At 74.2% G+C, this 26,090-nt stretch carries 23 protein-coding genes; 12 read left to right on the forward strand and 11 right to left on the reverse strand.

All coding sequences use genetic code 11. The features are described from left to right. Window positions 1-47 precede the first annotated feature (47 nt). Both AC0B9F_RS09025 and AC0B9F_RS09030 read left to right on the forward strand, forming a co-directional pair. Complete coding sequence (locus AC0B9F_RS09025; protein ID WP_472000197.1) at window positions 48-920, forward strand: (2Fe-2S)-binding protein; 873 nt, start codon at window positions 48-50, stop codon at window positions 918-920. A gap of 345 nt (window positions 921-1,265) precedes the next feature. Further along, on the forward strand, window positions 1,266-2,309 hold the full coding sequence (locus AC0B9F_RS09030) for a DUF2637 domain-containing protein (protein ID WP_472000200.1): 1,044 nt from the start codon (window positions 1,266-1,268) through the stop codon (window positions 2,307-2,309). A gap of 72 nt (window positions 2,310-2,381) precedes the next feature. Here AC0B9F_RS09030 and AC0B9F_RS09035 read toward each other — a convergent pair whose 3' ends face one another. From AC0B9F_RS09035 to AC0B9F_RS09045, 3 genes are all read right to left on the reverse strand, one after another. Further along, window positions 2,382-2,798, reverse strand: a complete 417-nt coding sequence (locus AC0B9F_RS09035; RefSeq protein ID WP_472000894.1) for an ATP-binding protein — start codon at window positions 2,796-2,798, stop codon at window positions 2,382-2,384. A gap of 372 nt (window positions 2,799-3,170) precedes the next feature. Then, window positions 3,171-4,913, reverse strand: a complete 1,743-nt coding sequence (locus tag AC0B9F_RS09040) for a pyruvate dehydrogenase (RefSeq protein ID WP_472000202.1) — start codon at window positions 4,911-4,913, stop codon at window positions 3,171-3,173. Between the two features lie 99 nt (window positions 4,914-5,012). Beyond that, on the reverse strand, window positions 5,013-6,596 hold the full coding sequence (locus AC0B9F_RS09045) for a protein phosphatase 2C domain-containing protein (protein WP_472000205.1): 1,584 nt from the start codon (window positions 6,594-6,596) through the stop codon (window positions 5,013-5,015). 440 nt (window positions 6,597-7,036) lie between these two features. On the opposite strand from AC0B9F_RS09045, the gene AC0B9F_RS09050 reads away from it, so the two are divergent. The 3 genes from AC0B9F_RS09050 (at window position 7,037) to AC0B9F_RS09060 (ending at window position 9,188) form a co-directional block, all read left to right on the forward strand. Further along, window positions 7,037-8,020 (forward strand): helix-turn-helix domain-containing protein, encoded by a 984-nt coding sequence (locus tag AC0B9F_RS09050; RefSeq protein WP_472000208.1) that lies wholly within the window; start codon window positions 7,037-7,039, stop codon window positions 8,018-8,020. A gap of 112 nt (window positions 8,021-8,132) precedes the next feature. After that, complete coding sequence (locus AC0B9F_RS09055) at window positions 8,133-8,615, forward strand: DUF456 domain-containing protein (RefSeq protein ID WP_472000211.1); 483 nt, start codon at window positions 8,133-8,135, stop codon at window positions 8,613-8,615. Window positions 8,616-8,813: 198 nt separating this feature from the next. Beyond that, on the forward strand, window positions 8,814-9,188 hold the full coding sequence (locus tag AC0B9F_RS09060) for a PPOX class F420-dependent oxidoreductase (protein WP_472000214.1): 375 nt from the start codon (window positions 8,814-8,816) through the stop codon (window positions 9,186-9,188). Here AC0B9F_RS09060 and AC0B9F_RS09065 read toward each other — a convergent pair. The 3 genes from AC0B9F_RS09065 to rsgA all read right to left on the reverse strand — a co-directional run bounded on the left by AC0B9F_RS09065 (window position 9,185) and on the right by rsgA (window position 12,255). Further along, entirely contained in the window at window positions 9,185-9,673 is a 489-nt protein-coding gene (locus tag AC0B9F_RS09065) for a methylated-DNA--[protein]-cysteine S-methyltransferase (protein WP_472000216.1), read from the reverse strand. The genes AC0B9F_RS09060 and AC0B9F_RS09065 overlap by 4 nt on opposite strands. Further along, window positions 9,670-11,061 (reverse strand): DNA-3-methyladenine glycosylase 2 family protein, encoded by a 1,392-nt coding sequence (locus AC0B9F_RS09070; protein ID WP_472000896.1) that lies wholly within the window; start codon window positions 11,059-11,061, stop codon window positions 9,670-9,672. The genes AC0B9F_RS09065 and AC0B9F_RS09070 overlap by 4 nt, the downstream gene beginning before the upstream one ends. A gap of 84 nt (window positions 11,062-11,145) precedes the next feature. After that, window positions 11,146-12,255, reverse strand: coding sequence for a ribosome small subunit-dependent GTPase A (gene rsgA, locus AC0B9F_RS09075; RefSeq protein WP_472000218.1), 1,110 nt, complete (start codon window positions 12,253-12,255; stop codon window positions 11,146-11,148). Between the two features lie 389 nt (window positions 12,256-12,644). Between rsgA and AC0B9F_RS09080 the strand changes: the two genes are divergently transcribed. Then, window positions 12,645-14,189: a N,N-dimethylformamidase beta subunit family domain-containing protein gene (locus AC0B9F_RS09080; protein WP_472000221.1), complete on the forward strand. Its 1,545-nt coding sequence runs from the start codon at window positions 12,645-12,647 to the stop codon at window positions 14,187-14,189. A gap of 51 nt (window positions 14,190-14,240) precedes the next feature. On the opposite strand, the gene AC0B9F_RS09085 is transcribed toward AC0B9F_RS09080, so the two are convergent. Both AC0B9F_RS09085 and AC0B9F_RS09090 read right to left on the reverse strand, forming a co-directional pair. Then, entirely contained in the window at window positions 14,241-15,563 is a 1,323-nt protein-coding gene (locus tag AC0B9F_RS09085) for a radical SAM protein (RefSeq protein ID WP_472000224.1), read from the reverse strand. 71 nt (window positions 15,564-15,634) lie between these two features. After that, on the reverse strand, window positions 15,635-16,309 hold the full coding sequence (locus AC0B9F_RS09090) for a pyridoxamine 5'-phosphate oxidase family protein (protein ID WP_472000227.1): 675 nt from the start codon (window positions 16,307-16,309) through the stop codon (window positions 15,635-15,637). 106 nt (window positions 16,310-16,415) lie between these two features. On the opposite strand from AC0B9F_RS09090, the gene AC0B9F_RS09095 reads away from it, so the two are divergent. From AC0B9F_RS09095 to AC0B9F_RS09115, 5 genes are all read left to right on the forward strand, one after another. Next, window positions 16,416-17,660, forward strand: a complete 1,245-nt coding sequence (locus AC0B9F_RS09095; protein ID WP_472000229.1) for an FAD-binding protein — start codon at window positions 16,416-16,418, stop codon at window positions 17,658-17,660. A gap of 185 nt (window positions 17,661-17,845) precedes the next feature. After that, entirely contained in the window at window positions 17,846-19,090 is a 1,245-nt protein-coding gene (locus AC0B9F_RS09100) for an ROK family protein (RefSeq protein ID WP_472000232.1), read from the forward strand. 66 nt (window positions 19,091-19,156) lie between these two features. Further along, window positions 19,157-22,024, forward strand: a complete 2,868-nt coding sequence (locus AC0B9F_RS09105) for a glycoside hydrolase family 2 TIM barrel-domain containing protein (RefSeq protein WP_472000898.1) — start codon at window positions 19,157-19,159, stop codon at window positions 22,022-22,024. A 129-nt stretch (window positions 22,025-22,153) separates the two neighbouring features. Next, window positions 22,154-22,738 (forward strand): TetR/AcrR family transcriptional regulator, encoded by a 585-nt coding sequence (locus tag AC0B9F_RS09110; protein WP_472000235.1) that lies wholly within the window; start codon window positions 22,154-22,156, stop codon window positions 22,736-22,738. Next, the gene (locus AC0B9F_RS09115; RefSeq protein ID WP_472000238.1) at window positions 22,731-23,516 is read left to right on the forward strand and encodes an alpha/beta fold hydrolase; all 786 of its coding nucleotides are present in this window, start codon (window positions 22,731-22,733) and stop codon (window positions 23,514-23,516) included. The genes AC0B9F_RS09110 and AC0B9F_RS09115 overlap by 8 nt, the downstream gene beginning before the upstream one ends. Before the next feature lie 25 nt (window positions 23,517-23,541). On the opposite strand, the gene AC0B9F_RS09120 is transcribed toward AC0B9F_RS09115, so the two are convergent. From AC0B9F_RS09120 to AC0B9F_RS09130, 3 genes are all read right to left on the reverse strand, one after another. After that, entirely contained in the window at window positions 23,542-24,312 is a 771-nt protein-coding gene (locus AC0B9F_RS09120) for an isocitrate lyase/PEP mutase family protein (RefSeq protein WP_472000241.1), read from the reverse strand. Further along, a complete protein-coding gene (locus AC0B9F_RS09125) occupies window positions 24,309-24,767 on the reverse strand; it encodes a hypothetical protein (RefSeq protein ID WP_472000244.1) in 459 nt (152 codons plus the stop codon). Before AC0B9F_RS09125 ends, AC0B9F_RS09120 begins: the two co-directional genes overlap by 4 nt. Before the next feature lie 88 nt (window positions 24,768-24,855). Next, window positions 24,856-25,230 (reverse strand): VOC family protein, encoded by a 375-nt coding sequence (locus tag AC0B9F_RS09130; RefSeq protein ID WP_472000247.1) that lies wholly within the window; start codon window positions 25,228-25,230, stop codon window positions 24,856-24,858. 95 nt (window positions 25,231-25,325) lie between these two features. Between AC0B9F_RS09130 and AC0B9F_RS09135 the strand changes: the two genes are divergently transcribed. Further along, window positions 25,326-26,030: an MBL fold metallo-hydrolase gene (locus AC0B9F_RS09135; RefSeq protein WP_472000250.1), complete on the forward strand. Its 705-nt coding sequence runs from the start codon at window positions 25,326-25,328 to the stop codon at window positions 26,028-26,030. The last annotated feature ends 60 nt before the right edge of the window (window positions 26,031-26,090 follow it).

Raw genomic sequence — 26,090 nt, forward strand, 5'->3', positions numbered from 1 at the left:
CTAAGGTAAGCCTTACCTTCAGTCCCGCCCAGGATCGGTGGTCCCCCATGCCCGCAGCAGCTCCCACCTCGCCCCCCGCCCCGGCCCCCGCCGCCGCCCCCACCCCCACCACCGACGCCTACACCCGCCTCACCGAGGCCTACCCCGGGCTGACGATCACCGAGCTCCAGCCGTCCGACGACCTCCCCCACGGCGCCCCATGGACCGCCGCCGCCGCGCTGGCCCACGACCCGGCCACCCTGGACGCCTACCTGGCCTGGGGCAACGCCCAGGTGCTGCGCGACTACGGCACCCGCGCCCGCCCCGACGTCGTCGCGAGCTTCGGCCTGCACCGCTACGCCTGGCCTGCCTGTCTGCTGATCACCGTCCCGTGGTTCCTGCACCGCCGCGTCCCCCGGCTGCCCGTGACCCACGTCTCGTACGACCGCACCGCCGGCCGCATGGCCGTACGGCCCGCCCCCTTCGCCTGCCTGCCGGGCGACCCGGCGGCCGACCACCCCGCGGCGCGCGTGGTCCCGGACGAGGAGGCCCTGCGCGCGGAGGTGCGCGGCGCGATCGCCGAGCACGCCGAACCCCTGCTCGCCGCGTTCGGCCCGCGCATGCGGCGCCGCGGACGCGCGCTGTGGGGCATGGTGACGGACGAGGTGGTGGAGGGCCTGTGGTACGTCGCCCATCTGCTCGGCGAGGAGGAGCGGGCGCGCCACGAGCTGGAGTTGCTGCTGCCGGGCGCGACGAAGCCGTACGCCGGCGCGGCGGCGTTCCGTGAACTGACCGGTCCGGAGGGCGAACGGCTCCCCACCCGGGACCGGGCGAGCTGCTGCATGTTCTACACCGTGCGCCCCGAGGACACCTGCGCCACCTGCCCCCGCACCTGCGACGCGGACCGCCTCACCAAACTCCTCTCGGCCGCCACCGCGTGACGCTCGCTCAGCGCCAGCGCCCCCGCGCGCGGGAGCACTTGACGCCCCCTCGGGCATCCGCGTCCCCGGGCATCCCCTAAGATCAGCCGCGAGTGGGACACACGTACGGGCACAGCCGTTTCACACCTTCCTCGCCACCCGCAGGAAGTTCCCGTGGAACCACCCGTACGGGTAGTCTTATTCGAACTCAACTCCCGCCCCTCACGCGGCAGTTCGAGCAGAACGCCGTCCTGGGCATCCCCTTGCACCTCCTTGGCGGCCTCTTGCCCCGAAACCCCCTGAGGGCCGGCGGGATTGGGCCACTATGGCGGGCGTTACGCCCTCTCCCAATGCAAGGGACCCGTGATGAGACTGACCGACATATCGCTGAACTGGCTGCTTCCGGGCGCCGTACTGCTCCTGGGCATGCTGGCGGCGGTGGCGGTGCTCGCGCGCGGAAAGCGCACCTCCGGGGAGAACGCGAGCACGGACGACTCGTGGGAGCGCGCCGAGGAGCGCCGCAGGCGCAAGGAGGCCCTCTACGGCACGTTCTCCTACGTGCTGCTCTTCTGCTGCGCCGCGGTCGCGGCCGCGCTCTCCTTCCACGGACTGGTGGGCTTCGGCGAGCAGAACCTGAACCTGACCGGTGGCTGGCAGTACCTGGTCCCGTTCGGCCTGGACGGGGCGGCCATGTTCTGCTCCGTGCTCGCGGTGCGGGAGGCCAGCCACGGCGACGCCGCCCTCGGCTCCCGGCTGCTGGTGTGGATGTTCGCGGCCGCGGCCGCCTGGTTCAACTGGGTGCACGCGCCGCGCGGCATCAGCCACGCCGGTGCCCCGCACTTCTTCGCGGGCATGTCCCTGTCGGCGGCCGTGCTGTTCGACCGGGCGCTGAAGCAGACCCGCCGGGCGGCGCTGCGCGAGCAGGGGCTGATCCCGCGGCCGCTTCCGCAGATCCGGATGGTGCGCTGGCTGAGGGCGCCGCGCGAGACGTACAGGGCCTGGTCGCTGATGCTCCTGGAGGGCGTTCGCAGCCTGGACGAGGCCGTGGACGAGGTGCGCGACGACAAGCGGCGCAAGGAGGAGGCGCGCCGGCTGCAGCGTGAGAAGGAGCGCGTGGAGCGGGCGCAGCTGAAGGCCATCAGCCGCGGACACGGCGGTTTCGCCGGCCGTGGCACTGGCCGTGAGGTGGAGGTGCAGGCGGTGGAACGCGGCGGCAACGAGCTCTCCGCGGAGCCTGCCATATCCACCCCGGAGCAGCTGCCCATGCGCGTGCGGCCCTCCCTGCAGCCCGTCCGGAAGGGGTCTGAGGCGATCACCGTCGACCTCACCGCGGAGGACGACACACAGGCCCTGCCGCGGCTCGACTCCCTGGAGCGCAAGCTCAAGGACCTCGAGCAGCAGTTCGGCTAGGGAGAATCCGACGGGGCGGGGCCGCGACCGGACAAGGTCGCGGCCCCGCCCCGTGGTGCACCCCTGACCCGCTCACGCGGCGTGCAGCTCGAACCAGACCGACTTCCCCACCCCGTGCGCCCGCACTCCCCACGCGTCCGCGAGGGACTGCACCAGCATCAGCCCCCTGCCGTGCGTGTCGTCTTCGGCGTCCGCCACGCGCAGCCGCGGTCTGCGGCCGACGAAGTCCCGCACCTCGACCCGCAGGCCGCGCGGCCAGATCGTCGCCGTCAGCACCGCTTCGTGGCCGGTGTGCACGAGCGCGTTGGTGACCAGTTCGCTGGTCAGCAGCTCCGCCGTGTCGGCTCCCGCGGTCCTTCCCCACTGCCCGAGCAGGTCCCGCAGGGCCCTGCGTGCCTCGGGCACGGCCCGCAGGTCGCGTCGTGCGAGCCGGCGCCGCAGCTGCGGCGCCGGTATCCGGTCCCCGGCGCTGTCCGTCCTGTCCTCCACTGCCTCCGCCGAGTAGGCCCCCGTCGTCACCGGTACGCTCCTTCGTGCCTGCCTGGTCATGATCCCCGCCTGCGTGCCGATGGCCGTATCCCTCCTGCTCGAACACGTTCCCTTCGGATGCATGCCCGGCCGGCCGGGAGGCAGTCATCCGGGATCGGCGACGACCGGTGTTCGGCCACCGCGCCGCCCGGCGGCGCACACGCTCCCACGGCCACCGGGACGCCCGTGCCGGGCGTGGACGGCTCCCGACCACATCGTGGGCGGCGCGTCCGCGGAGCGAGTGGCCACAGGGAACACACCGCGCCCGCGTCCCGGCGCGGGAACTTGGCCGGATCGCGACGTTACGGAAGACGGACCGGGCGGCGGGACGCCCTAAGGGCGCGGCACGTTACGCAGGTTGGAGCGGGCCATCTGGACCATGCGGCCGACCCCGCCGTCGAGCACCATCTTCGAGGCGGACAGGGCGAAGCCGGTGACCATCTCGGCGCTGATCTTCGGCGGGATGGACAGCGCGTTGGGATCGGTGACGACGTCGACGAGCGCCGGGCCCTTGTGCCGGAAGGCGTCCTTGAGCGCACCGGCGAGCTGCTTGGGCTTCTCCACCCGGACCCCGTGCGCCCCGCAGGCGCGGGCGACCGCGGCGAAGTCGGGGTTCTTGTTGGCGGTGCCGTAGGAGGGGAGCCCCGCGACCAGCATCTCCAGCTCCACCATGGACAGCGCCGAGTTGTTGAACAGTACGACCTTCACCGGCAGGTCGTACTGGACGAGGGTGAGGAAGTCGCCCATCAGCATGGAGAAGCCGCCGTCGCCCGACATCGACACCACCTGCCGGCCCCGGTCGGTGAACTGCGCGCCGATCGCCATGGGCAGCGCGTTGGCCATCGAACCGTGCGAGAAGGAACCGATGACACGGCGGCGGCCGTTGGGCGAGATGTAGCGGGCGGCCCAGACGTTGCACATCCCGGTGTCGACGGTGAACACGGCGTCGTCGTCGGCGAGTTCGTCGAGTACGGCGGCCACGTACTCCGGGTGCAGCGGGACGTGCTTGTCGACCTTGCGCGTGTAGGCCTTCACCACGCCTTCGAGCGCGTCGGCGTGTTTCTTGAGCATTTTGTCGAGGAAGCGCCGGTCGTCCTTGGTCCGCACCCGCGGGGTGAGGCAGCGCAGCGTCTCGCGGACGTCTCCCCACACGGCGAGGTCCAGTTTGGAGCGCCGGCCGAGGTGTTCGGGCCGCACGTCCACCTGCGCGATCTTCACGTCGTCGGGCAGGAACGCGTTGTAGGGGAAGTCGGTGCCGAGCAGGATCAGCAGGTCGCACTCGTGCGTGGCCTCGTAGGCGGCGCCGTAGCCGAGCAGCCCGCTCATCCCGACATCGAAAGGATTGTCGTACTGGATGAACTCCTTGCCCCGCAGCGCGTGTCCCACCGGGGATTTGATCTTCTCGGCGAATTCCATGACCTCGGCGTGCGCCCCGGCGGTGCCGCTGCCGCAGAACAGGGTGACGCGTTCGGCGCCGTCGATCAGGTCGACGAGCCGGTCGATCTCGGCGTCGCCGGGTCGGACCGTGGGCCGGGCGGTGACCAGGGCGCTCTCCGCGACCCGCTCGGGCGCCGGCTCGGCCGCGATGTCGCCGGGCAGGGCGACGACGCTGACGCCGCTGCGGCCGACGGCGTTCTGGATGGCGGTCTGCAGTAGCCGCGGCATCTGCTGGGGGTTGGAGATCAGCTCGCTGTAGTGACTGCACTCGCGGAACAGCTGGTCGGGGTGGGTCTCCTGGAAGTAGCCGAGACCGATCTCGCTGGAGGGGATGTGGGAGGCGAGGGCGAGGACCGGGGCCATGGAGCGGTGGGCGTCGTAGAGGCCGTTGATGAGGTGGAGGTTGCCGGGCCCGCAGGAGCCCGCGCAGGCGGCGAGCCGGCCGGTGATCTGGGCCTCCGCCCCCGCGGCGAAGGCGGCGGTCTCCTCGTGGCGGACGTGGATCCAGTCGATGGCGGCGTTGCGGCGCACGGCGTCCACGACCGGGTTGAGGCTGTCGCCGACGACGCCGTAGAGACGCTTGACGCCGGCGCGGACGAGGATGTCGACGAACTGTTCGGCGACGCTCTGCTTGGCCATGGCTTCTCGTCTGCCCCTTCGCTGTCCGGCGGATGCCCTCGGCTCGGTCCGGGGCCGCTCGCGCCGCCCCGCCTTCCCATGGAGGCACAGCGGGCGCGGTTACGCCTCCCAAACGGCTGCGGCCGTACGGTCGTCCGCGTACCCCTTGACCCGCACCTGGGCGTCGGCGAGGAAGGCGGCGAGACCCGGCGGTTCGGCGGCGGACCACCGGCCGCCGAGGTGGGCGGCGAGTTCCGGTTCACCGGCGAAGGGCTCGGCCAGGCCGGCCGTGCACATCAGCAGCACATCACCCGGACGGGCGAGCGAGGCGCGGAACCGGAACGGTGGGCGGGGCGGTTCGGGCGCCGGTTCGTAGGGGCTCGGGGGCGTCGGGATGTTGAGGTCCATGGTGAGCCGGTCGCCCTGCGGCGTCTCGGCCGGCGGCGACCCGAACCCGACGACGGGCTCACCCCTGGGCACCTCGCTCACCTGTGGCTCGAGGTCCTGCCACGCGCCGCCGCGCAACCGGAACAGTCCGCCGTCGCCGACGCCGAAGAACACCCGGGTACGGCAGGCCGGGTCGGTGGGCAGCAGCAGACAGCGCAGCGTGGCGGAGTACTCCTCGGGCGCCAGGCCCTGTTCGGCGGCGGTGGCGCGCAGCCGGCCGAGGCTGCGGTCGGTGAGCCGGTTGAGCCCCGACTTCAGATCACCGCGCCGGGCGGCCCGCAGATCCTCGACGAGCCGGACGTGACTGCGGCCCACGGCCCGGCCGATCCAGCGGCACACCTCGGCCGCGGCCCGGTGCGCGCCCGGCGTGGCGCGGACGCCGGACGCCATGGCCACGAGCACCAGGGCGTGCTCCCCGCTGCCGAACCGGGCGGTGAGTAGCGCGTCCCGGCGCGGCTCCCCGCGAAAGCGCGCGGAGTCCCCGCGCACCGACACGGCCCGCACGGTGCACACCCCGTACCGGGCCCCGTCCAGCACGGTGTCCGGCACGAGATCGTCCAGGTCGTCGGGGTCGGCGGCGGGCAGCGCGGTGGGCTCGGCCTCATAGGTGGGCGGCCCCGAGCCGACGTGGGAGCGGGGCTCGGGAAGCGGGACGGGCCGAACGGACGCGGGCCGCTCGCTCACGTCGGCCGCGGGGGCGCCGCCCGCAGCGGCCTCCGCCACGCGCCCAACGGCCATGGCAGTGTCGGCCGCGGGAGCAACGCCGGCGGCGGCTTCCGCCGGGGAGTCGTCGGTTCTGCGGCCGCTGTCCGCGTCGTACGCCCCGGGTCGTCCCGGCGACCGCGGTGCCGGCTCCTCGGAGCCGGGCGGTGTCGCGGGCGGCGGTTCCCAGGGGGCGCGCGGGCTCCCGAACCCGCCGGTGGGTGGTGCGGCGTCGGCCGGGGGACGGTCCCGCTGGGACGGTACGGCGGGCGGCGCCAGCGGCGGTGGCGGTACGGCGGGCGGCACCGGCGGCAGTGGCGGTACGGCGGGCGGTGCCGGCGGCGGCCCGGAGGTGTCCGGGGCGCGGGCGGTGTCCCGGGGTGCGCCGTCGGGTGGGGCGGCCGGCCGCCGGCCGAGCGTGCCCGCCGCCGACGCGAAACGGTCGTCCAGTGAGTCGGGCGCCGCCGTCGGGCCCGTGTCCGTCGTGGAGTCGTCGTACAGCTGTCCCCACCAGTCGTCTTCTCCGCCGGTGGGCCTTCCCCCCTGCTGGCTCATGCTCCCGATTGTCCACCGGACGGCCCGGATGAAAACGGGGCATGGGGAAAATCGGGCACCCGGACGTGCGACGGACGGCGTGTCGGGCGATCCGTCGAACATGGAGGCGAACGCCGGGACGTCGCCGTGCAGTTGATGGCCGCCGGGCGGCCCCACCCCCCACGGGAGGACCGCCCGGCGACGACAGGGTGACCGGGCCCCGTACCCCCCGCGCGCGTGTGCGCGTCGCGGGCCCCGGTCACGTCGGGGGAACGGTCGCGCGGCGGATCGCCGGATGATCACAGGAAGCGGCCGTGGCCACACCTTGGCAGAGGAAGCGGTCCTGCGGCGATGATGTCGGGCGGCGGGTTTGCGCCGTGGCTGTTTTCCGCCACGGCGGGACAGGGCCTGGGGCGCATGCCCCTTGCTGGTGGATTCCGGGACGGGGAGGGCGCGCGCTGATGCTGGCGGCGATCGGGCTGGACGAGACGGACGAGTCGGCGTACCGCGCCCTGGTGTCGCTGGGCGCGGCCGACATACCGGACCTGTCCCGCCGGCTGTCGCGGGCCGAACCGGACACCGAGCGCGCTCTGCGCCGCCTGGAGCGGCAGGGTCTGGCCGCGCAGTCCTCCGGCCGGCCCGGCCGCTGGGTGGCCGCCCCGCCCGGGGTGGCGCTGGGCGCGCTGCTCACGCAGCGCCGGCACGAGCTGGAGACGGCCGAGCTGACCGCGGCCCTGCTGGCGGAGGAGTACCGGGCGAGCGCCGCCGAGCCCGCCGTGCACGACCTGGTCGAGGTGGTCACCGGCGCGGCCGCCGTCGCCCAGCGCTTCCTGCAGTTGCAGCTCGGCGCGACGGAGGAGGTGTGCGCGCTGGTCACCGGAAAGCCGATGGTGGTGTCCGGCATGGAGAACGACGCCGAGGAGCAGGCGGCGGGGCGGGGCGTGCGCTACCGCGTGGTCGTGGAGCGCTCCGTGCTGGATCTGCCGCACGGCTTGACGGAGCTGACCGCGGCGCTCTCGCGCGAGGAACGGGTCCGCGTGGTGGACGAGGTCCCGACGAAGCTGGTGGTCGCCGACCGCGCGCTCGCCCTGGTGCCGCTCACCTCCCGCCGCGCGGAGCCCGCCGCGCTGGTGGTGCACGCGAGCGGGCTGCTGGAGCTGCTGTCGAGTCTGTTCGAGTCGGTGTGGCGGGGGGCGATGCCGCTGCGGCTCGGCCCGCAGGGGGTGACCGAGGAGGGACCGGACGGCCCCGACGGCACCGATCTGGAGATCCTGTCGCTGCTGCTCGCCGGGCTCACCGACGCGAGCGTCGCCAAACAGCTCGACCTGGGCCTGCGCACCGTGCAGCGCCGGGTGAAACGGCTGATGGAGCTGGCCGGCGTCACCACCCGCCTCCAGCTCGGCTGGCACGCGTACGAGCGGGGCTGGGTGACCCGGGGCGCGTAGGTCCGCCGGGAGCCGGCCGGGCGGGCGGACGGGTGCCTCCGGCGGCCCGCGGCGTGCCCCGCGCTGCACCTCCCCATCTGCGCGTTCCCGTTCGCTCCGGCACTCTGGGCAGATGGGAGTGTGGGAACTCCTGCTGGTCGGCGTGGTCCTGCTGCTCGGCCTGTGCGGAGTGCTGGTGCCCGGCGTGCCCGGCTCATGGCTGGTGTGGGCCGCGGTGCTGTGGTGGGCGCTGACGGACCCCCAGCCGGTCGCCTGGGGCGTCCTGGTGGGCGCCACCGCTCTCATGCTGCTGTCCCAGGCGGTGCGCGGGATGCTGCCGCCGCGCCGGCTGCGCGACGCGGGCGCCACCCCGCGCATGGCCGTGTACGCCGGGCTCGGCACGCTGGCCGGTTTCGTACTGCTTCCCGTGCTGGGCGCGGTCCCCGGCTTCCTCGGCGGCATCTATCTCGCCGAGCGGCTGCGGCTGGGCCGGCACGGCGAGGCCCGGGCGGCCCTGCGCACGGCGATGCGCTCCGGCGGCTGGAGCGTGCTCGCGGAACTGTTCACCTGCCTGCTCATCACGGCGGCCTGGCTGGGCACGGTCCTCCGGGGCTGACCGGCCGGGGGCGCGAGCGGGTCCCTGGGGGGCCCGAGCCGGAGCCGGCCCCGGCCACCTCCGCCCCAGGTTTGAAGTCCCGACCGTGGCCGCCCCCACTGCCGGCCCTCGTCCGCCCGGGACCGCCCCGCCGTAAGTCCGGGGGCCTAGGGCGAGGATCCGATGTGCCGTGGCGGGGGCGGGTGGTTGGGTGGGGCCATGACGGAATTCAGTGCGGTCGAGCGCGCGTATCTGCGGTCGCAGCGGGTGGGGCGGATGGCCACGGTCGACGGGACCGGGCAGCCGCAGGCCAACCCCGTCGGCTTCTTCCTCCAGGACGACGGCACCGTCCTGATCGGCGGGTTCGCCATGGGGACCACCAAGAAGTGGCGCAACCTGCAGAAGAACCCCAAGGTCGCCCTGGTCGTCGACGACATCGTGAGCGTCCGGCCGTGGCGGGTGCGCGGTGTCGACATCCGCGGTGAGGCCGACCTCCTCGTCGGCCCGCACGAGCTGGGCCCGCACTTCAGCGAGGAGGTCATCCGCATCCGCCCGCTGCGGATCCACAGCTGGGGCCTGGAGGAGACCCCCTAGAGGACGCCCTCCAGCGTCAGCAGCCGCGTCTTGCGTTCGAGGCCGCCCGCGTACCCGGTGAGCGAGCCGTTCGCGCCGATCACCCGGTGGCAGGGGCGCAGGACCAGCAGCGGGTTGGCGCCGATCGCGCCGCCGACGGCTCGCACGGCGGCGCGGGAGACGCCGATCCGCGCGGCGATCTCGCCGTACGTCGTGGTCGCCCCGTAGGGCACGGAGTCCAGGGCGTGCCAGACCTGCTCGCGGAAGGCGGTGCCGTGCGCCCGCAGGGGCAGGTCGAAGTCTTTCAGGTCGCCGGCGAAGTACGCGGCGAGCTGCTCGGCCGCCGCGCGGAAGGGGCCGTCGTCGTGCCGCCAGCCGTCCTGGACGGTCCGGCCGCCCTTCTGCCCCGGCACGGACAGCGAGGTCAGCGCGCCGTCGGCGTCGGCGGTGAGCAGCAGCGGCCCGATCACGCTGTCGAGGTGGGTGAAGTACGTCGGGGTGGTCATCGGTTCTCCAACTCCCCTGCGGCGAGCAGGTGCTGTACGGCGTAGGAGCGCCAGGGGCGCCAGGTGTCGGGTACGGGCCGGCCGGGCGGGGCGACGTCCGGGTCGCCGAGGGCGCGGGCGCGGATCACGGCGACGGTGGCGGCGTCCACGCCGGGCAGCGTGCGCAGTGCCTGCTCGGCGTCGTCCCGGTCGGCGCCGGGGTCGAGGCGCACAGCGCCGTCGGCGAGGGCGGCGGCGAGCGCGCCGACGGGGCCGCCGGGCTCGGCCTGCGCGAGGGCGGCCGGGTCGGGAAAGAGGCGGGTGAGGCTGCCGCAGGGCGCGTCGAGGCGTTTGCCGTACGCGACGACGAGGCGCTGCGTCTCGGCCGGGCCGGCCAGGGCGCGCACCGCCACCTCCTCCGGGTCGGCGGCGCCGGGCGAGCGCAGCCCGGGGCGGGCGGCGACCAGCGGGGCGAGCCGCGGGTCGGCGCCGAGCCGCTCGTCGACGGCGTACGGGTCGGCGTCCAGGTCGAACAGCCGGCGCAGCCGCTGGACGGCCGTGGTGAGGTCGCGCGGGTCGGTGAGGTGCAGCCGGGCGGCGAGCCAGCCGCCGGGGTGGGCGGCCGAGGCCCGGGTCTCGGTGCCGGTGCGCTCCTCGACGCGGGCGATCCCGGTGCCGTACGGCAGTCGCAGGGTGCGCCGGTAGGTGCGGGCGCCGGGCCGGCCGCTGACCTCTTCCACGCCGGGGACGGCCTCGCGGGCCAGCAGGTCGAACACCGGGGCCGCCTGGTAGGGACCCCGGTACGCGAGCCGCAGCGGGATGCCGGCGCCGGGCGTGTCGCCGCGCCGGGCGGCGGGTGCGGCGGCCCGCAGCTCGCTCGGGGTGGAGGCGTAGACGGCCTTGATCGTGTCGTTGAACTGCCGGACGCTGGCGAACCCGGACGCGAACGCGATCTCGGTGATCGGCAGCTCGGTGGTCTGCAGCAGCACGCGCGCGGTGTGCGCCCGCTGCGCCCGGGCCAGCGCGACCGGCCCGGCGCCCAGTTCGGCGGTGAGCTGGCGCTGCACCTGCCGGGCGCTGTAGCCGAGGCGTACGGCGAGCCCGGCGACGCCTTCGCGGTCGACCACGCCGTCGCCGATCAGCCGCATGGCGCGGCCGACGACGTCGGCGCGGACGTCATGGTCGGCCGAACCGGGCACGGCGTCCGGACGGCACCGCCGGCAGGCCCGGAATCCCGAGCCCTGCGCGGCGGCGGCCGTCGCGTAGAACCGCACATTGCTGCGTTTCGGCGTCACGGCCGGGCAGCTGGGGCGGCAGTAGATCCCGGTGGTCTCGACGGCGAAGAAGAACTCCCCGTCGAACCGGGCGTCCCGGCTCCGCACGGCCTCGTACCTGCTGTCCTCGTCCATCACGAGGTCCAGTCTCCGCCACCGCGCGGTAGGCGGCTGGCGGAAATCGGACACCGAGGTGACGTACGGTCCAGCCCCCGGGGGCTAGCTGAAGCGCCCCCTCTTCGCCTCCATCGCCGCCCTCCCCACCGCCCCTCGCCGCTTCCACTCCTTGCGGAGCTCCGCGCGCAGCCGGGCGTCGGTCTTGGCGACGATGTACTGGTTCTCACGCTGGAGCTTGCGGTAGCTCTCCAGGCGCCGTTCCGGCAGCTCGCCCGCCTCCAGGGCGGCCCGCACCGCGCATCCCGGCTCGCTTTCGTGGCCGCAGTCGTGGAACCGGCACTTCTCGGCCAGCTCCTCGATCTCGGCGAAGACCTGGCCGACCCCGGTCCCGGCGTCCCACAGGCCGACGCCCCGAAGGCCGGGGGTGTCGATGAGGACGCCGCCGCCGGGCAGGGCGAGCAGGTTGCGCGTGGTGGTGGTGTGCCGGCCCTTGCCGTCCACGTCGCGGATCGCCTGGACGTCCATCACGTCCGCGCCGAGCAGCGCGTTGGCGAGGGTGGACTTGCCGGCGCCGGACTGCCCGAGCAGCACGGAGGTGCCTCCGCCCAGGACGGCGGCGACCACGTCGAGCCCCTCGCCCTGCTCGGCGCTGACGGTCAGCACGGGCACGCCGGGCGCCGCGGTCTCGATGTCCTGGACGAGATACCCGAGCGTCGCCGCGTCGGGCACGAGGTCGGCCTTGGTGAGCACGACCACGGGCTGCGCCCCGGACTCCCAGGCGAGGGCGAGGAAGCGTTCGATGCGGCCGAGGTCCAGCTCCGCGCCCGCGGAGACGGCGACGACGGCGTGATCGACGTTGGCGGCGAGGATCTGCCCCTCGGACCGCTTGGAGGAGGTGGAACGCACGAAGGCGGTGCGGCGCGGCAGATACGTCCGTACGTAGCGGGGCGTGCCGCCGGGTTCGACGACGGCCCAGTCACCGGTGCACACGACTCGCATCGGGTCGTGCGGGGTGACGAACGCGGTGTCGGCGCGGACCGTGCCGCCGGCGGTGACGACGTCGCACTGACCGCGGTCGACGCGCACCACACGGCCGGGCAGCAGGCCCTGGCCGGCATAGGGGGCGAACTCGGCTTCCCAGCCCTCGTCCCAGCCGTAGACGGCGAGCGGGTGCGGCGAAACCGAAGAAGAAGGAGAAGAAGAGAGAGGCAAGGGGGACCCTTCACAGGGGCGGCCCCGGCTCGGCGCGGGTGTGCGCCGTGAGAGAGGTCAGCCGGAGGCCACGGAGGTGGAGTGGATGTTCTTCTGGTTGCGGGCAGCGCCCATCACAGAGACAGCCATCGGTCACACCTCCCGTTCCTCACTCAGCCGGCAGCGGCGGCGAACGCCGCCTGTGAAGCAGTCCTGACTGTAGAGCGGCCCGCGCGCGGACGCCACCGGTTTTCAGCTCGACGCCGTCCCGCGCGACCGCGTCCGCACTCACGGGGCGTGGACGCGGTCGCGCGGGACGGCGTCGAGCAGGGCGCGGGAGCACTGCGGTTGCGCGCGGCGCCGCTCCTGGCGAGGCTGAGGCGGGCGTACTTGCAGGAGGTGACGTGGCCGTGGCACACGGAACGGACGCATCCGGCGGGCCGGGTCGCCGCCGCTTCCTCGGCCTGTGCGCCGGTGCGGGCCTCGGCGCCGCCGCGTGCACGGCCGCACCGGACGGCTCGCATCCCACCGTCACCCACGCCGGGCGGCACCGGCCCGAGGCCGAGCGGGACGCACCGGGCACCGCCGACTGGCGGCTGGGCGCGACGGGACCGCCCGACGCCGTGGCCGGCTACACCGACCGGGTGAGCGTGACGCCCGGCGAGGAGTTCGCCCTGCACGTGTCGACGACCGCCCCGTCCTTCCGGGTCGGCGCGTTCCGCGTCGGCTGGTACGGCGGACGGCAGGCCCGGCTGATCTGGGCCTCGGACCGCATACCCGGCCGCGCCCGGCCCGCGCCGCGGCTGCTGCCGAAGACCCGTACCGTGCACGCCGACTGGCCGGCCACCCTCACCGTGCACACCGGCGGCTGGCCCGAGGGGGCGTATCTGCTGCGGCTGGAGGCGGAGAGCGGATACCGGCGCTATGTCCCGCTGATCGTCCGTTCCGCCGAGGGCGCGGGCCGCACGGTCCTGCTGCACGCCCCGGCCACCTGGCAGGCGTACAACCGCTGGGGCGGCAGCAGTCTGTACGCCGGCCCGCTCGGGGATTACGCGTCCCGCTCCCTCGCGGTGAGTTTCGACCGCCCTTACGACGGCGGCGGCGCCGAGAAGTTCCTGGTGTACGAGCGGGCGCTGGTGGTGCTGGCCGAGCGGCTCGGCGTTCCGCTGGCGTACACGACCGGCATCGACGTGCACCGGGACCCGTCGGTGCTGCGGGGCGCGCACGCCGTGGTGTGTCTGGGGCACGACGAGTACTGGACGCCCGAGCAGCGTGCCCATGTCACCGCCGCGCGGGACGCGGGCACGAACGTCGCGTTCCTCGGCGCCAACACGTGTTTCCGCCGGATCCGGCTGGAGCCCGGCTCGGCGGCGGACGCGCGCACGGTGGTCTGCTACAAGAGCTCCTTCCGCGCCGACCCCTGTTACGGCTCCCGTCCCGCCCTGGTCACCACCGACTTCCGGCTGCCGCCGGCGGCCGACCCCGAGTCGTCCCTGACCGGGGTGCTCTACGAGGGCTTCCCGGTCGACGCGCCCTACGTCGTCGAGGCGGCCGACCACTGGCTGTACGAGGGCACGGGGGTGCGCCCCGGTGAGCGTTTCGCCCATCTCGTCGGCGTCGAGTACGACCGGGTGCCCGAGGGTTCCCCTTCGCCGGGGCCGCTGGAGATCACCGCGCACTCGCCGCTGGTGTGTCACGGCCGGGCGAGCCACAGCGACTCGGCGTACTACACGGCGGCGAGCGGGGCCGGGGTGTTCGCCACCGGCACCATGCGCTGGGTGGAGGGCCTGGTGGCGGCAACCGGCGAACTCGGCCACGACCACGGCATGGACGCCCGTACCCGCGCCTTCGTCACGCGCACCACCGAGAACCTGCTGCGCGCCTTCGCCCGGGGCCCGGCCGCCCGCCACACGCCGCCGCCTCGCCCGAACTCGGCCACGGTGTACGGCGCGTGAGGACGGCCGCCGGCGTCCCGGGCCGGGTGCCGGTGCCGCCGGGCGGGAGCGTCAGCTCACTGTCGCCGTGTCCTGCGCCGGGAGGCTGTCCATGAAGGAGCTGACGGAGAAGACGGCCTGACCGGGTCCGGGCGGGCCGTAGCCGGGGGGCGAGGAGAGCCCGAAGTCCTCCATGGTCTGCCGGTAGGCCTGCAGCAGCCGGATGTGGTACTCCAGCGGCGCGCCCTGCGGGTTGGCCTTGCCGAGCGGTGTGGTGGGCTCGGGGCACCAGGTGGTGAAGCGGGGCGTGATGCCGTGCGACATGAAGAAGCGCAGGCCCTCGGTGGTGGAGGCGATGGCCTCGTCGACCGTCTTGAAGCCGAAGGGCTCGGCCATCTCCACGCCGGCCACGAAGTTGGGGATGACGTTGCGCGCGCCGAACACCTCGGCGGAGTCGAGGATCCGCTTGTGCCACTCGTCGCGGCCGACGTACCGCTCCTTGCCGGGGCAGTACATCTTGAACAGATACTCGTCCCACACCTCGTAGTTGGGGTGGTAGATCTGCACGCCGTAGTCCTTGAAGCGCTGCACGTCCGCCTTGGGCAGCGCCTGGGCGACGACCTTGCCGATCCAGCGGCCGGGGAAGCGCTCCTCGATGGCCTTGGCGTAGTGGCCGTAGAAGTCGGCCTCGTCCCGTCCCGAGACGGTCTTGGTGATCGCGCCGCCGGTCAGCGTGTAGGCGGTGGACGCCTTCTGGGTGTCGTACCGGTCGATGATCTCCAGGGCCTCGAGGACCTCCTCGACGTCCTTCACCCCGGTGTAGGGCCGCCCGGCGGCCTTGTGCTGGCGCCAGTTGTGATTGATGTCGCAGTACTGGCACTCCTCCTTGGCGCCGAAGTACTGGCAGACCCGGAAGACGGTGAGGTAGATCAGGTAGCCCCACTGGATGGTGGGGGCCACCTCCATCACGGACTTCCCGTTGGACAGGGTGTGCCGGTAGTACTCCGGCATCGGCGGCACGCCGACGTCGGCGATCCGCTTCCCGTCGAGGTAGAGGCCGAGCACGCCGTCCTCGCCGGCGGCGACCCGGTAGGGCGAGGCGGGGTTCACCCGCACGGAGACGACCGTGCGGCGCAGGTCGTAGGGGCCGCCGGTGAGGATGATCTCCTCCGGCGGCCGGCGCAGCGCGGCCTCGCCCAGCTCGGGCAGCGTGCCGTGGTCGAAGGAGAAGATGAAGTAGGACTTCGGCTTCACCTCGCCGCTCTCGTTGTCGCTCAGCGCCGACGGGTCGAAGGCGACACCGCCGCGCAGCAGGTCCTCCTTGAAGACGGCTTCCCGCGGCACCTGCGGAAACCGCTCCATCAGGTCCTCGACCAACGCGGTACGGCTGCCCATCCGACTCTCCTTACGGTTCAGGCCTCCCGGCTCAGGCGTACGACTCCTCACGGTATGCCCTGCCTCTGACATCAGCCGTGCCGGGTCCCCTCGCGGCGCGCGATGTGGACCGGCACGGGGGTGTCCGGGGGCAGCAGGGGGTCGGGGACGGGCGCGCCCCAGACCTGGGTGAGCGGCAGGGTGCCGGCCCACAGGCCCAGCTCGGCGTCGGGGCCGTCGCCGTCGTCGGGCGCGCCGGTGCGGATCTTGACGGAGGCCTCTTCCAGGGAGACGGCGAGCAGGGTGGTGGCGGCCAGTTCCCTGCGGCTGGGGCGGCGCGCGTACGCCCACTGGCCGGGCGTCGCGTGCTCGGTGAGGCGGCGCAGGCCCTCCAGCTTCTCCTCTGGTTCGGTGACCGTGCGGGCCTCGCCGTGGATCACGGCGCTGCGGTAGTTGACGCCGTGCTCGAAGACGGACCGCGCGAGGACCAGGCCGTCCACGTGGGTGACGGTGACGCACACGGGCGTGGAGCCGGCGAGGCTGCGGCTGGCGACGGAGCCGTGGACGTACAGCCACCGCTCGTCGCGGCCGTAGACCGTCGGTACGACCAGGGGCCGTCCCTCGATCACGACGCCCAGGTGGCAGACGAACCCGGCGTCTAGGATCGCGTCGAGATCCGCCCGGGCCAGGCTGCCCTGCTCCCGCAGGCGGCGGTGCCGGGTGAGGTCGGTCTGCGGGAGGGCTGCGGGAAGCGACTGTGGCGTCATGCGGGAAAAGTTACCGAAAACGCATGCCGCAAGCGATACGAGCGATGGAAACAGCAGCCCTCAGGCGGGAAAACAACGGAATCAGTTGATCAGGAGGGGCGCCTCGATGGCCGAGAGCGTGACGAACTGGGCGGGCAACATCACGTACACCGCCAAGGAGCTGCACCGGCCGCGCTCGCTCGACGCGCTGCGCGCGGTCGTGGCGGGCGGCGACCGGGTGCGGGTGCTGGGCAGCGGGCACTCCTTCAACGCGATCGCGGACCCCGGCGCCGAGGGCGTCCTGCTGACGCTCGACGCGCTGCCCGCCGAGACGGACGTCGACACGGCGGCGCGCACCGTGCGGGTGGGCGGCGGGGTGCGCTACGCCGAGCTGGCCCGCCGGGTGCACGCCCACGGCCTGGCCCTCGCCACCATGGCCTCCCTGCCGCACATCTCGGTGGCCGGTTCGGTGGCGACCGGCACGCACGGCTCGGGGGTCGGCAACGGGCCGCTCGCCGACGCCGTACGGGAGGTGGAGATCGTCACGGCGGACGGCTCCACCGTCGTGATCAGCCGGGGCGACGCGCGTTTCGGCGGCGCGGTCACCTCGCTCGGCGCGCTCGGCGTCGTCACCGCGCTCACCCTCGACCTGGAGCCCGCCTTCGAGGTCGAGCAGCACCTGTACACCGAACTGCCGCTGGACGGGCTGGACTTCGAGACCGTGGCGGCCTCGGCGTACAGCGTCAGCCTGTTCACCGACTGGCGGGCCCCGGGCTTTCGGCAGGTGTGGCGCAAGCGGCGCACCGACGAGCCGCTGCCGGACTTCCCGTGGGCCGTGCCCGCCAAGGTGGCGCTGCACCCGGTACCGGGGATGCCGGCGGAGAACTGCACCGGGCAGTTCGGCGTGCCCGGGCCGTGGCACGAGCGGCTGCCGCACTTCCGGGCGGAGTTCACGCCGAGCAGCGGGGCGGAACTGCAGAGCGAGTACCTGCTGCCGCGCGCGCACGCCGGCGACGTACTGCGCGCCGTCGACGGCATCCGGGACACGGTCGCCGGTGTCCTGCAGACCTGCGAGGTGCGCACGGTCGCGGCGGACGCGCAGTGGCTCAGCCCCTCCGGCGGGCGGGACAGCGTCGCCGTGCACTTCACCTGGGTGGCGGACACGGCGGCCGTTCTCCCAGTGGTCCGCCGGCTGGAGGAGGTGCTGGAGCCGTTCGCGCCCCGGCCGCACTGGGGGAAGGTGTTCACCACCCCGGCCCCGGCGCTGCGCGGACGCTACCCCCGGCTCGCCGACTTCGGGGCGCTGGTACGGGAGCTGGACCCGGCGGGGAAGTTCACCAACGCGTTCGTGGCGGACGTCCTCGCGCAGTGAGAGCGTGCGGCGGGGACACCTTCCCCACTGCACCCGGACTTTTCACAACCCCTTTAGTAACCCCTTGCAGAGGCTCCGGCCGTCGCCCTAGCCTCGACTTGGCCCCGACTTGGCCTCGACCTGACCTCAGGCCTGGCCTCGACCCGGTCTCGACCCGGCCTCGACGGCGAAAGGAGGCGATCAGAGTGAAGCGCACGTCCCGTGACATCCGCACCGCGAACCGCTACGAGGTGCTGCGCCGGATCATCGCCTCGTCGCCCGCCTCACGGCAGGAGCTGGCGGCCGCCACCGGCCTGTCGCTCGCGACCGTCGCCACGCTCGTCGGCGAGCTGCTCGACCTGCGGATGGTCACGGAGGTGGGCTACGAGGACTCCGCCGGCGGCCGTCCCCGCGGGCTGGTCGCCGTCGACACCACCGGCGGCTTCCTGATCGGCGTCGACATCGCGGAGACGTACGTCCATGCCGAGCTGTTCGACCTCGCGCTGACGGTACTGGCCCGCGCCGACGAGGAGGTGGGCCCCGGCGAGCGCCGCCCCGGGCAGCTGGTCGCCCGCGTCGCCGCCGCCGTCGGCTCGGTGATCGCGCAGGCCGGCGTCGACGAGACCCGCGTGCTCGGCGTCGGAGTGAGCGTGCCGGGGCAGGTGGACCAGGACCGCGGCGTCGCCGCGTACGCCTCCAACTGGGACTGGCACGACGTGCCGCTGCGCGACCTGCTCGCCGAGCACCTCCCCCACCCGCTCCATCTGGACAACCCGCTGCGCGCCTGCGCGGTGGCCGAGTTGTGGTTCGGCGCCGCCCGGGGCCGTGACGACGCGGTGGTGGTCAACCTCGGCACCGGGGTGGGCGCCGGCCTGGTGCTGGGCGGCGTGGTCCACCGCGGAGTCAGCAACAGCGCCGGCGAGTGGGGGCACACCACGCTCGTGCTGGACGGGCGGCCGTGCCGCTGCGGCGGCCGGGGCTGTGTGGAGACGTACGTCGGCGCGCCCGCCATCGTCCGCGATCTGCGCGAACTCGCCCCGGACAGCCCCCTGTTGCATCCCGGCGACCAGGGCGCGACCATCGCCGCGCTGGGCCGGGCCCTCGCCGACGGCGATCCGGTGGCCCGGCAGGTGCTCCGCGGCACCGCCCGCTACCTGGGCGCCGCCGTCGCGGACCTGGTGAACGTCCTCAACCCGGAGGTGGTCGTGCTCAGCAGCTGGGTCGCCGCCCGGCTGGGCGAGCCGCTGCTGGACGCCGTACGCGAGGCCGTCGCCCGGCACGCGCTCGGACGGCCGCTGGCGGCCACCGAGATCGTCCTCTCCCCCGTCCCCACCGACCCGGTGTGCCTGGGCGCCGCCACGTTCGCGCTGGAAGGCGCGCTCCGGGCCGCCGGAGCGCGAGGCGCCCGGCGCACCGCCCCCGCGAGAACCCGCACCGCGTCCCCGTCCTGACGGCGCCGGGTCGCGCGCCGCCGCTCACCGCCCGGAGACCGAGAACTCTCACCGTCTGGAGATTCGATCACCTTGCGCACGACCACCATCGAGTACCTCGAGAACGTCTCCCCCGGCGACGGGTCCCTGCCGCCGCGCGCCTGGTACGCCACCTCCGACGCGGCACGGCTGTCGCTGAACGGCAGGTGGCGGTTCCGGCTGTCGGAGACGGCCGACGCCGAGGACGACGCGTTCGCCGAGCCCGGCCACGACACCGGCGACTGGGCGGACGTCACGGTCCCCGGGCACTGGGTCCTCCAGGGCCACGGCGCGCCCGTCTACACCAACCACCTCTACCCGTTCCCGGTCGACCCGCCCCGGGTGCCCACCGAGAACCCGACCGGCGACCATGTGCGCGTCTTCGACCTGCCGGAGGACTGGCCGGCCGACGGCGGCGCCGTGCTGCGCTTCGACGGGGTGGAGTCCTGCGCCCGGGTGTGGCTCAACGGCACGGACCTCGGCACGTTCCAGGGCTCCCGGCTGCCGCACGAGTTCGCGGTCGGGCATCTGCTGCGGCCGGGCGGCAACGTGCTCGCCGTCCGCGTCCACCAGTGGTCGGCGGGCTCCTACCTCGAGGACCAGGACCAGTGGTGGCTGCCGGGCATCTTCCGTGACGTCACCCTGCTGCACCGCCCGCCCGGCTGCGCCGCGGACTTCTTCGTCCACGCCTCCTACGACCATGTCAGCGGCCGGGGCGCCCTGCGCGTGGACTCCGACGTCGACGGCCGGGTCACGGTGCCCGAGCTGGGCGTGGACATCGCCACCGGGGAGTCGGCGACCGTCCCGGTGGAGCCCTGGTCCGCGGAGAGGCCGCGGCTGTACGACGGGGTGCTCGCGACCCGGGGCGAGCGGGTCGCGCTGCGCATCGGCTTCCGCACGGTCGAACTGCGCGACGGACTGATCCGGGTCAACGGCGAACCGGTCCTCTTCAAGGGCGTCAACCGGCACGAGTGGCACCCGGACAAGGGCCGCGCGCTGGACGCGGACACCATGCGGGAGGACGTGCTGCTGATGAAGCGGCACAACATCAACGCGGTGCGCACCTCCCACTGTCCGCCCCACCCGGCCTTCCTCGATCTGTGCGACGAGCTGGGCCTGTGGGTGATCGACGAGTGCGACCTGGAGACCCACGGCTTCACCGACCAGGAGTGGCGGGGCAACCCCGTCGACGACGACCGCTGGACGCCGGCCCTGCTGGACCGCGCCGCCCGCATGGTCGAACGGGACAAGAACCATCCGTCGGTCGTGTTGTGGTCGCTGGGCAACGAGGCCGGCACCGGGCGCGGCCTGACCGCGACGGCCGACTGGATCCGCGGCCGGGACACCTCGCGTCTGCTGCACTACGAGGGCGACCGAAGCTGCCGTGACACGGACGTCTACTCGCGGATGTACGCCTCGCACGAGGAGGTCGAGCGGATCGGCCGGGGCCTGGACGGCGGCCCCGAGAAGCGGCGCACGCTGCCCTTCATCCAGTGCGAGTACGCCCACGCCATGGGCAACGGGCCCGGCGGACTGGCCGACTACCAGCGGCTGTTCGAGCGGTACGAGCGGCTGCAGGGCGGTTTCGTGTGGGAGTGGATCGACCACGGGATCACCCATCCCGAGCTGGGCTACGCCTACGGCGGCGACTTCGGCGAGGAGCTGCACGACGGCAACTTCGTCTGCGACGGGCTGCTGTTCCCCGACCGGCGGCCCTCGCCGGGACTGCTGGAGTTCAAGAAGGTGATCGAGCCGGTCGGGATCGAGGGCGACGGCGGCACCGTACGGGTGACGAACAAGCAGGACTTCGCCGACCTGTCCGCGCTGGCCTTCACCTGGTCCCACGAGGTGGACGGCGAGAGCGTCGCGCGGGGCGCGCTGCCCGTCCCGCCCCTGGCGCCCGGCGAGTCGGCCGACCTGAAGCTGCCCGAGCCGCCCGAGGCGCGGAGCCCCGGGGCGGAGACGCAGTGGACGGTGCGCGCCCTGCTGGCGGCGGACACGGCGTGGGCGCCGCGCGGCCACGAGGTGGCCTGGGGGCAGTGGACGGTCTCGCGGCGCCCGGCGCCGTACGTCGCCGCCTCCGCCCGCCCGGTGTCCGGTGGCGGCCGGATCACGCTCGGCCCCGGGGTCTTCGACGCCCGCACGGGCGCGCTGCTCTCGGTCGGCGACGTGGCCGTGGAGGGGCTGCGGCTGGACGTGTGGCGGGCGCCGACGGACAACGACAACGGCGCGTCCTGGCAGGACCGCGTGCGCCACGGCGCGCTGTGGCGCACGCTCGGTCTGCACCGCATGCGGCACCGCCTCGACGCGGTGGACGTGAGCGGCGACGCGCTGACCGTGCGCACCCGGGTGGCGCCGGCCGCCCGGGACGTGGGGCTGCGCACGGCGTACCGGTGGACGTCGGACGGGGACCGGCTGAAGCTGACGGTGTCCGTGGGCCTGGAGGGCGACTGGAGGGCGCCGCTGCCGCGGCTCGGGGTCCGCTTCGCTCTGGTGGCGGCCGACGAGGTGCGCTGGTTCGGCGGCGGCCCGGGCGAGGCGTACCCGGACACCCGGCAGGCGTCGGCGATCGGTCGGTGGCACTCGACGGTGGACGCGCTGCAGACGCCGTACGTCCGCCCGCAGGAGAACGGCGCCCGCGCGGATGTGCGGTGGGCGGAGCTGGGCGGGCTGCGCGTCGAGGGCGACCCGGAGTTCTGGCTGACCGCCCGGCGCTGGACGACGGAGCAGCTGGACGCGGCCGCGCACCGCACCGACCTGGCGCCCGGCAGCGGTTCCGCCGCGCGGGTGTGGGTCAACCTCGATCACCGCCAGCACGGCATCGGCTCCGCCTCCTGCGGCCCGGGCCCGCTCCCGCAGTACGTCCTGCACGCCGAACCCGCCGAGTTCTCGTTCGTCTTCTCCCCCACCGTCTGACGCCCGCCTGCGACGGCCCGCCCCAGCCGCCCGGCACGGGGCGGGCCGTCACGCGTGCTCACGCTTCCCCTTGCCGCCCTTCCTGGCCTAGGCTTCCACCTAGAGCCCCTAGGAAACGGAAGGTGCCCCATGGCGCGCGCCGGTCTCACCGCCGACCGTCTCGTCGCGGCCGCCGCCGAACTCGCCGACGAGGCCGGGTTCGACAACGTCACCCTGTCCGCGCTGGCCCGGCACTTCGGGGTGAAGGACGCGAGCCTGTACTCGCACATCCGCAACCTGCAAGACCTGCGCACCCGGCTCGCCCTGCTGGCCGGCGGGGAGATGATCGACGAGATCGCCACCGCCGTGGCGGGCCGCGCCGGCAAGGACGCGCTGGCCGCGTTCGCCGGCGCCTACCGCGCGTACGCCCTGGCGCACCCGGGCCGCTACGCCGCCACCCAGATCCGCCTCGACCAGGCCCTGGTCACCGACTCCCCCGCGCTGCGCCGCACCGCGGAGATCACCTACGGCATGCTGCGCGCCTACGGCCTGAAGGAGCCCGACCTCACGGACGCCGTGCGCCTGCTGCGCAGCACCTTCCACGGATACTGCGCCCTGGAGGCCGGCGGCGGCTTCGGCGCCCCCCGGGACGTGCAACGGTCCTGGGACCGGGCGATCGAGGCGCTCCACGTGGCCCTCGCGAACTGGCCCCAGGAGGAGATCGCCCATGACTGAGCCGTCCTACGACGTCCACGGCAGCGGACCGGTCCTGCTCGTGCTGCCGGGCGGCGCCGGGCACCCGATGGGGCTGGACGCGCTGACCCGGCGGCTGGCCGGGTGCTTCACCGTCGTCGTCCTGGACCCGCTGGGCCTCGCCCACGGACGCCTCGGCCGGCCCGTCGCCGAGCAGCGGGTGCAGGACTGGAGCGAGGCCGCGCACCAGGTCCTCGACGCGGTGCTCCCCGCGGGCGCGCCGGCCCGCGTGCTCGGCTTCAGCTCCGGCGCCGTCGCCGCCCTCGACCTGCTCGCCCGGCACCCACGGCGGCTGCGGCACGTCGTCGCCCACGAGCCGCCGTGCGTGGCAGCGCTCCCCGACGGCCACCTGCGGCACGAGGGTTTGCGCGCGGTGTACGACACATACCGCCGCGCGGGCCTCGCCGCCGCCGGTGCCCGGCTGGCCGCGGAGCTGGACGGCCGCCCCGCGCCGGAGCAGCCGCCGGGACAACCGCCTGCCCCCGGCGAGGAGTGGCGGACGCCGATGGGTGTCTTCCTCAGCCGCGTCCTCGTCCCGTTCTCCGGTTACGTGCCCCCGGCCGAGCACCTCACCCTCGCGGCGGGCGCCACCTCGCGCGGGCAACTGCCGCACCGGACGGCCGCCCTGCTCGCCGAGCGCCACGGCAGCCCGCTGCTGGAACTGCCGGGCGGACACCTGGGAGCCGCCGAGTTCCCGGAGGCGTTCGCGGACGGCGTCATGGAGGCGCTCGCCCGCGCTTCCCACGCGGGCGCCGCCTAGGCGGACGTCGAAAGGCCGGCGCCGCCTAGGTGGGCGTCGGCGGGGCGGCCAGGGCGAGGACCGCGTCGTACGGCGGCGTCGTGCCCTCCACCGGCCGCCCGTCCCGCACCCGGGCCGCCGCCTCGACGGCCGCGCCCAGCGCCCGCCGGTACAGCAGCGAGCCGAGGCTGACGCGGCGTACGCCGAGGTCGGCGAGGTGGGTGACGTCGGGGCCGCCCGGCGTGTACAGGATGTTCAGCGGCACCGTCAGCCGCCGCACCAGCTCGGAGATCGCCCGGGGCTCGCTCAGTCCGGGCACGAACACCCCGTCGGCGCCCGCCTGTTGGTACAGATCGACGCGTCGCAGAGTCTCCGGGCAGGGGTCGCCGTCACCCAGCCAGTACGTGTCGGTGCGGGCGTTGACGAAGAGGCCGGGCACCGCCTCCTTGACCGCGGCGATCTTCTCGGCGTGCAGACCGGCGGGTCCCAGCCCGTCCTCCAGATTGATCCCGGCGGCTCCCGCCTCCCACAACCTGCGGGCCAGTTCGGCGACTTCGGCGGGGTCGTCGCTGAAGCCGCCCTCGGCGTCCACGCTCAGCAGGAACGAGCCCGATCCGAGGACGAGCGCGAGGCGCAGGGTCTCCTCACGGGTCGCCGCCGCCGCGTCGGGCATCCCGGCGGCCGCCGCGACCCCCAGACTCGTCGTGCCGACCGCCGGGAACCCCTCCCCGGCCAGGGCGTGGGCCGAGGCGTGGTCCCAGGCGCAGGGCAGCAGCAACGGCTCACCCGTGCGGTGCAGTGCGGCGAACGCGGTCATGCCAGATCACCCACCGCGTCCGCGTAGTACGTCGACTCGGCCACATGCAGGGCGAGTTCGCGGAAGCTCCAGCCGTCACCGGGCGAGTGGTCGAGCCGGTCGTCGGTGAGCGCGTCCAGCCGTACGGCCCACACGCGGGCGAGCCGGGTGAGCCGGCTGCGCGCCTCGTCCAGGTCCTCGCGGGTGAAGGGGGCGAGGTCGGCGGGCGTGGTGACGGCGGAGGCGTGCCAGTGGTCGGGCAGCGGCGGCTCTCCGGCCAACCGGGCCTCCAGCTCGGCGAGATGGTCGACGAGGTGGTCGGCGACCCGGCGGATCGCCTTGTGCGGGGTGTACACCCGGCCGTCGACGTGCGTGGGCGTACCGTCCCAGGCGGTCCAGCCGTCGGCGAGCGCGAGCACGTGGCCGACCATGCCGGCGACGGCCTGGGCGGGGGTGGGGTCGGTGCGTCGGTTCATACCGGCACGCTAGGCGCGGAACGCTTCGGCGCCGGCCGAAGTGTCCGCGACCTCCCGGCGTTCCGGCCCCGGCCCGTACCCCGGCGGCTCAGCCGCCCGCGGCGCGCTCCCCGGCGCTGCGCTCCACGCAGAACTCGTTGCCCTCGGGGTCGGCGAGAACGGCCCACCCGGTGCCGTCCGGGTTGCGGCGGTCGGCGACGAGTGTGGCGCCGAGGGCGAGCAGGCGCTCGACCTCCTCCTCACGGGTGCGGTCCTGCGGCTGGAGGTCGAAGTGCAGCCGGCTGCTTCGCGGCTTGCCCTCCCCGACGCCGACGAACAGCAGCCCGGCGCCCTCGATCTGCGCCTCGGGATCCCCCGGCCGGTCGTCGTCGTGCAGGGGAAGTCCCAGCACCTCGGACCAGAAGGCGGCGAGCCGGTAGGCGTCGGCGGAGGCGATCGTGGTGTGGCGGATGGCAGAGGTCACACCGGGATTGTCGGGGAGGGCGGGCGCCCGGACAACGCAATAACGGATGCTGCGGGTGCGGACGACGTGACGGCAGCCGGGAGACGGCCGGGAACATGGGCGGGACGGGATACACGACAGCCGAGTACGGCGAGGTCACCGTCCACGTGCATGAGCGCGACCTCGCCGCGCTGCGCTCCCGCGAGGCGATGACCGCCGCGCTCGGCCTCCCGCCGGGCGCGAGAGCCCGGGCGGACGCCGGACTGCGGGACAGCTTCCATGTGCGGGGGCGTCCGGACGCGCACGCCTTCAAGGACGGCACCGTGTTCGACCTGGGCGGGCGCACCGTGACCGTCGTGCACCTGCCGGGCCACACCGCGGGCCACTGCGGCTTCTTGATCGAGCCGGACGGCTTCCTGTTCGTCGCGGACATCGACCTGACGTCGTTCGGCCCGTACTACGGCGACGCCGGCAGCAGTCTCGCCGGCTTCGAGGCGTCGATGCGCCGCTGCCGGGACATCGACGCCCACTGGTACGGCACCTCCCACCAGAAGGGCGTGATCGACGGCGCCGACGAGTTCCGGCGCCGGCTGGACGCCTACGCGGCCGTGGTGGAGAAGCGGGACACGGCGCTGCTCTCGTTCCTCGGCGAGCCGCGCACGGTCGAGGAGATCGCCGCACACCGGCTGGTCAACCGGCCCCACGTCGAAGGACCGCACGTGGGACCGGTGGAGCGCAGGACGGCGGCGCAGCACCTGGACCGGCTGCGGGAGGCGGGGCTGGTCGAGAGGGTGGAGGAGGACCGGTTCCGGGCGCGGTAGGCCGGCACCGGGTCACGGCGGCGCTCCCCCTCGGCGGCGACAAGGGGATGACCGCCGGGT

The sequence above is a fragment of the Streptomyces sp. NPDC097129 genome, assembly GCF_055668065.1.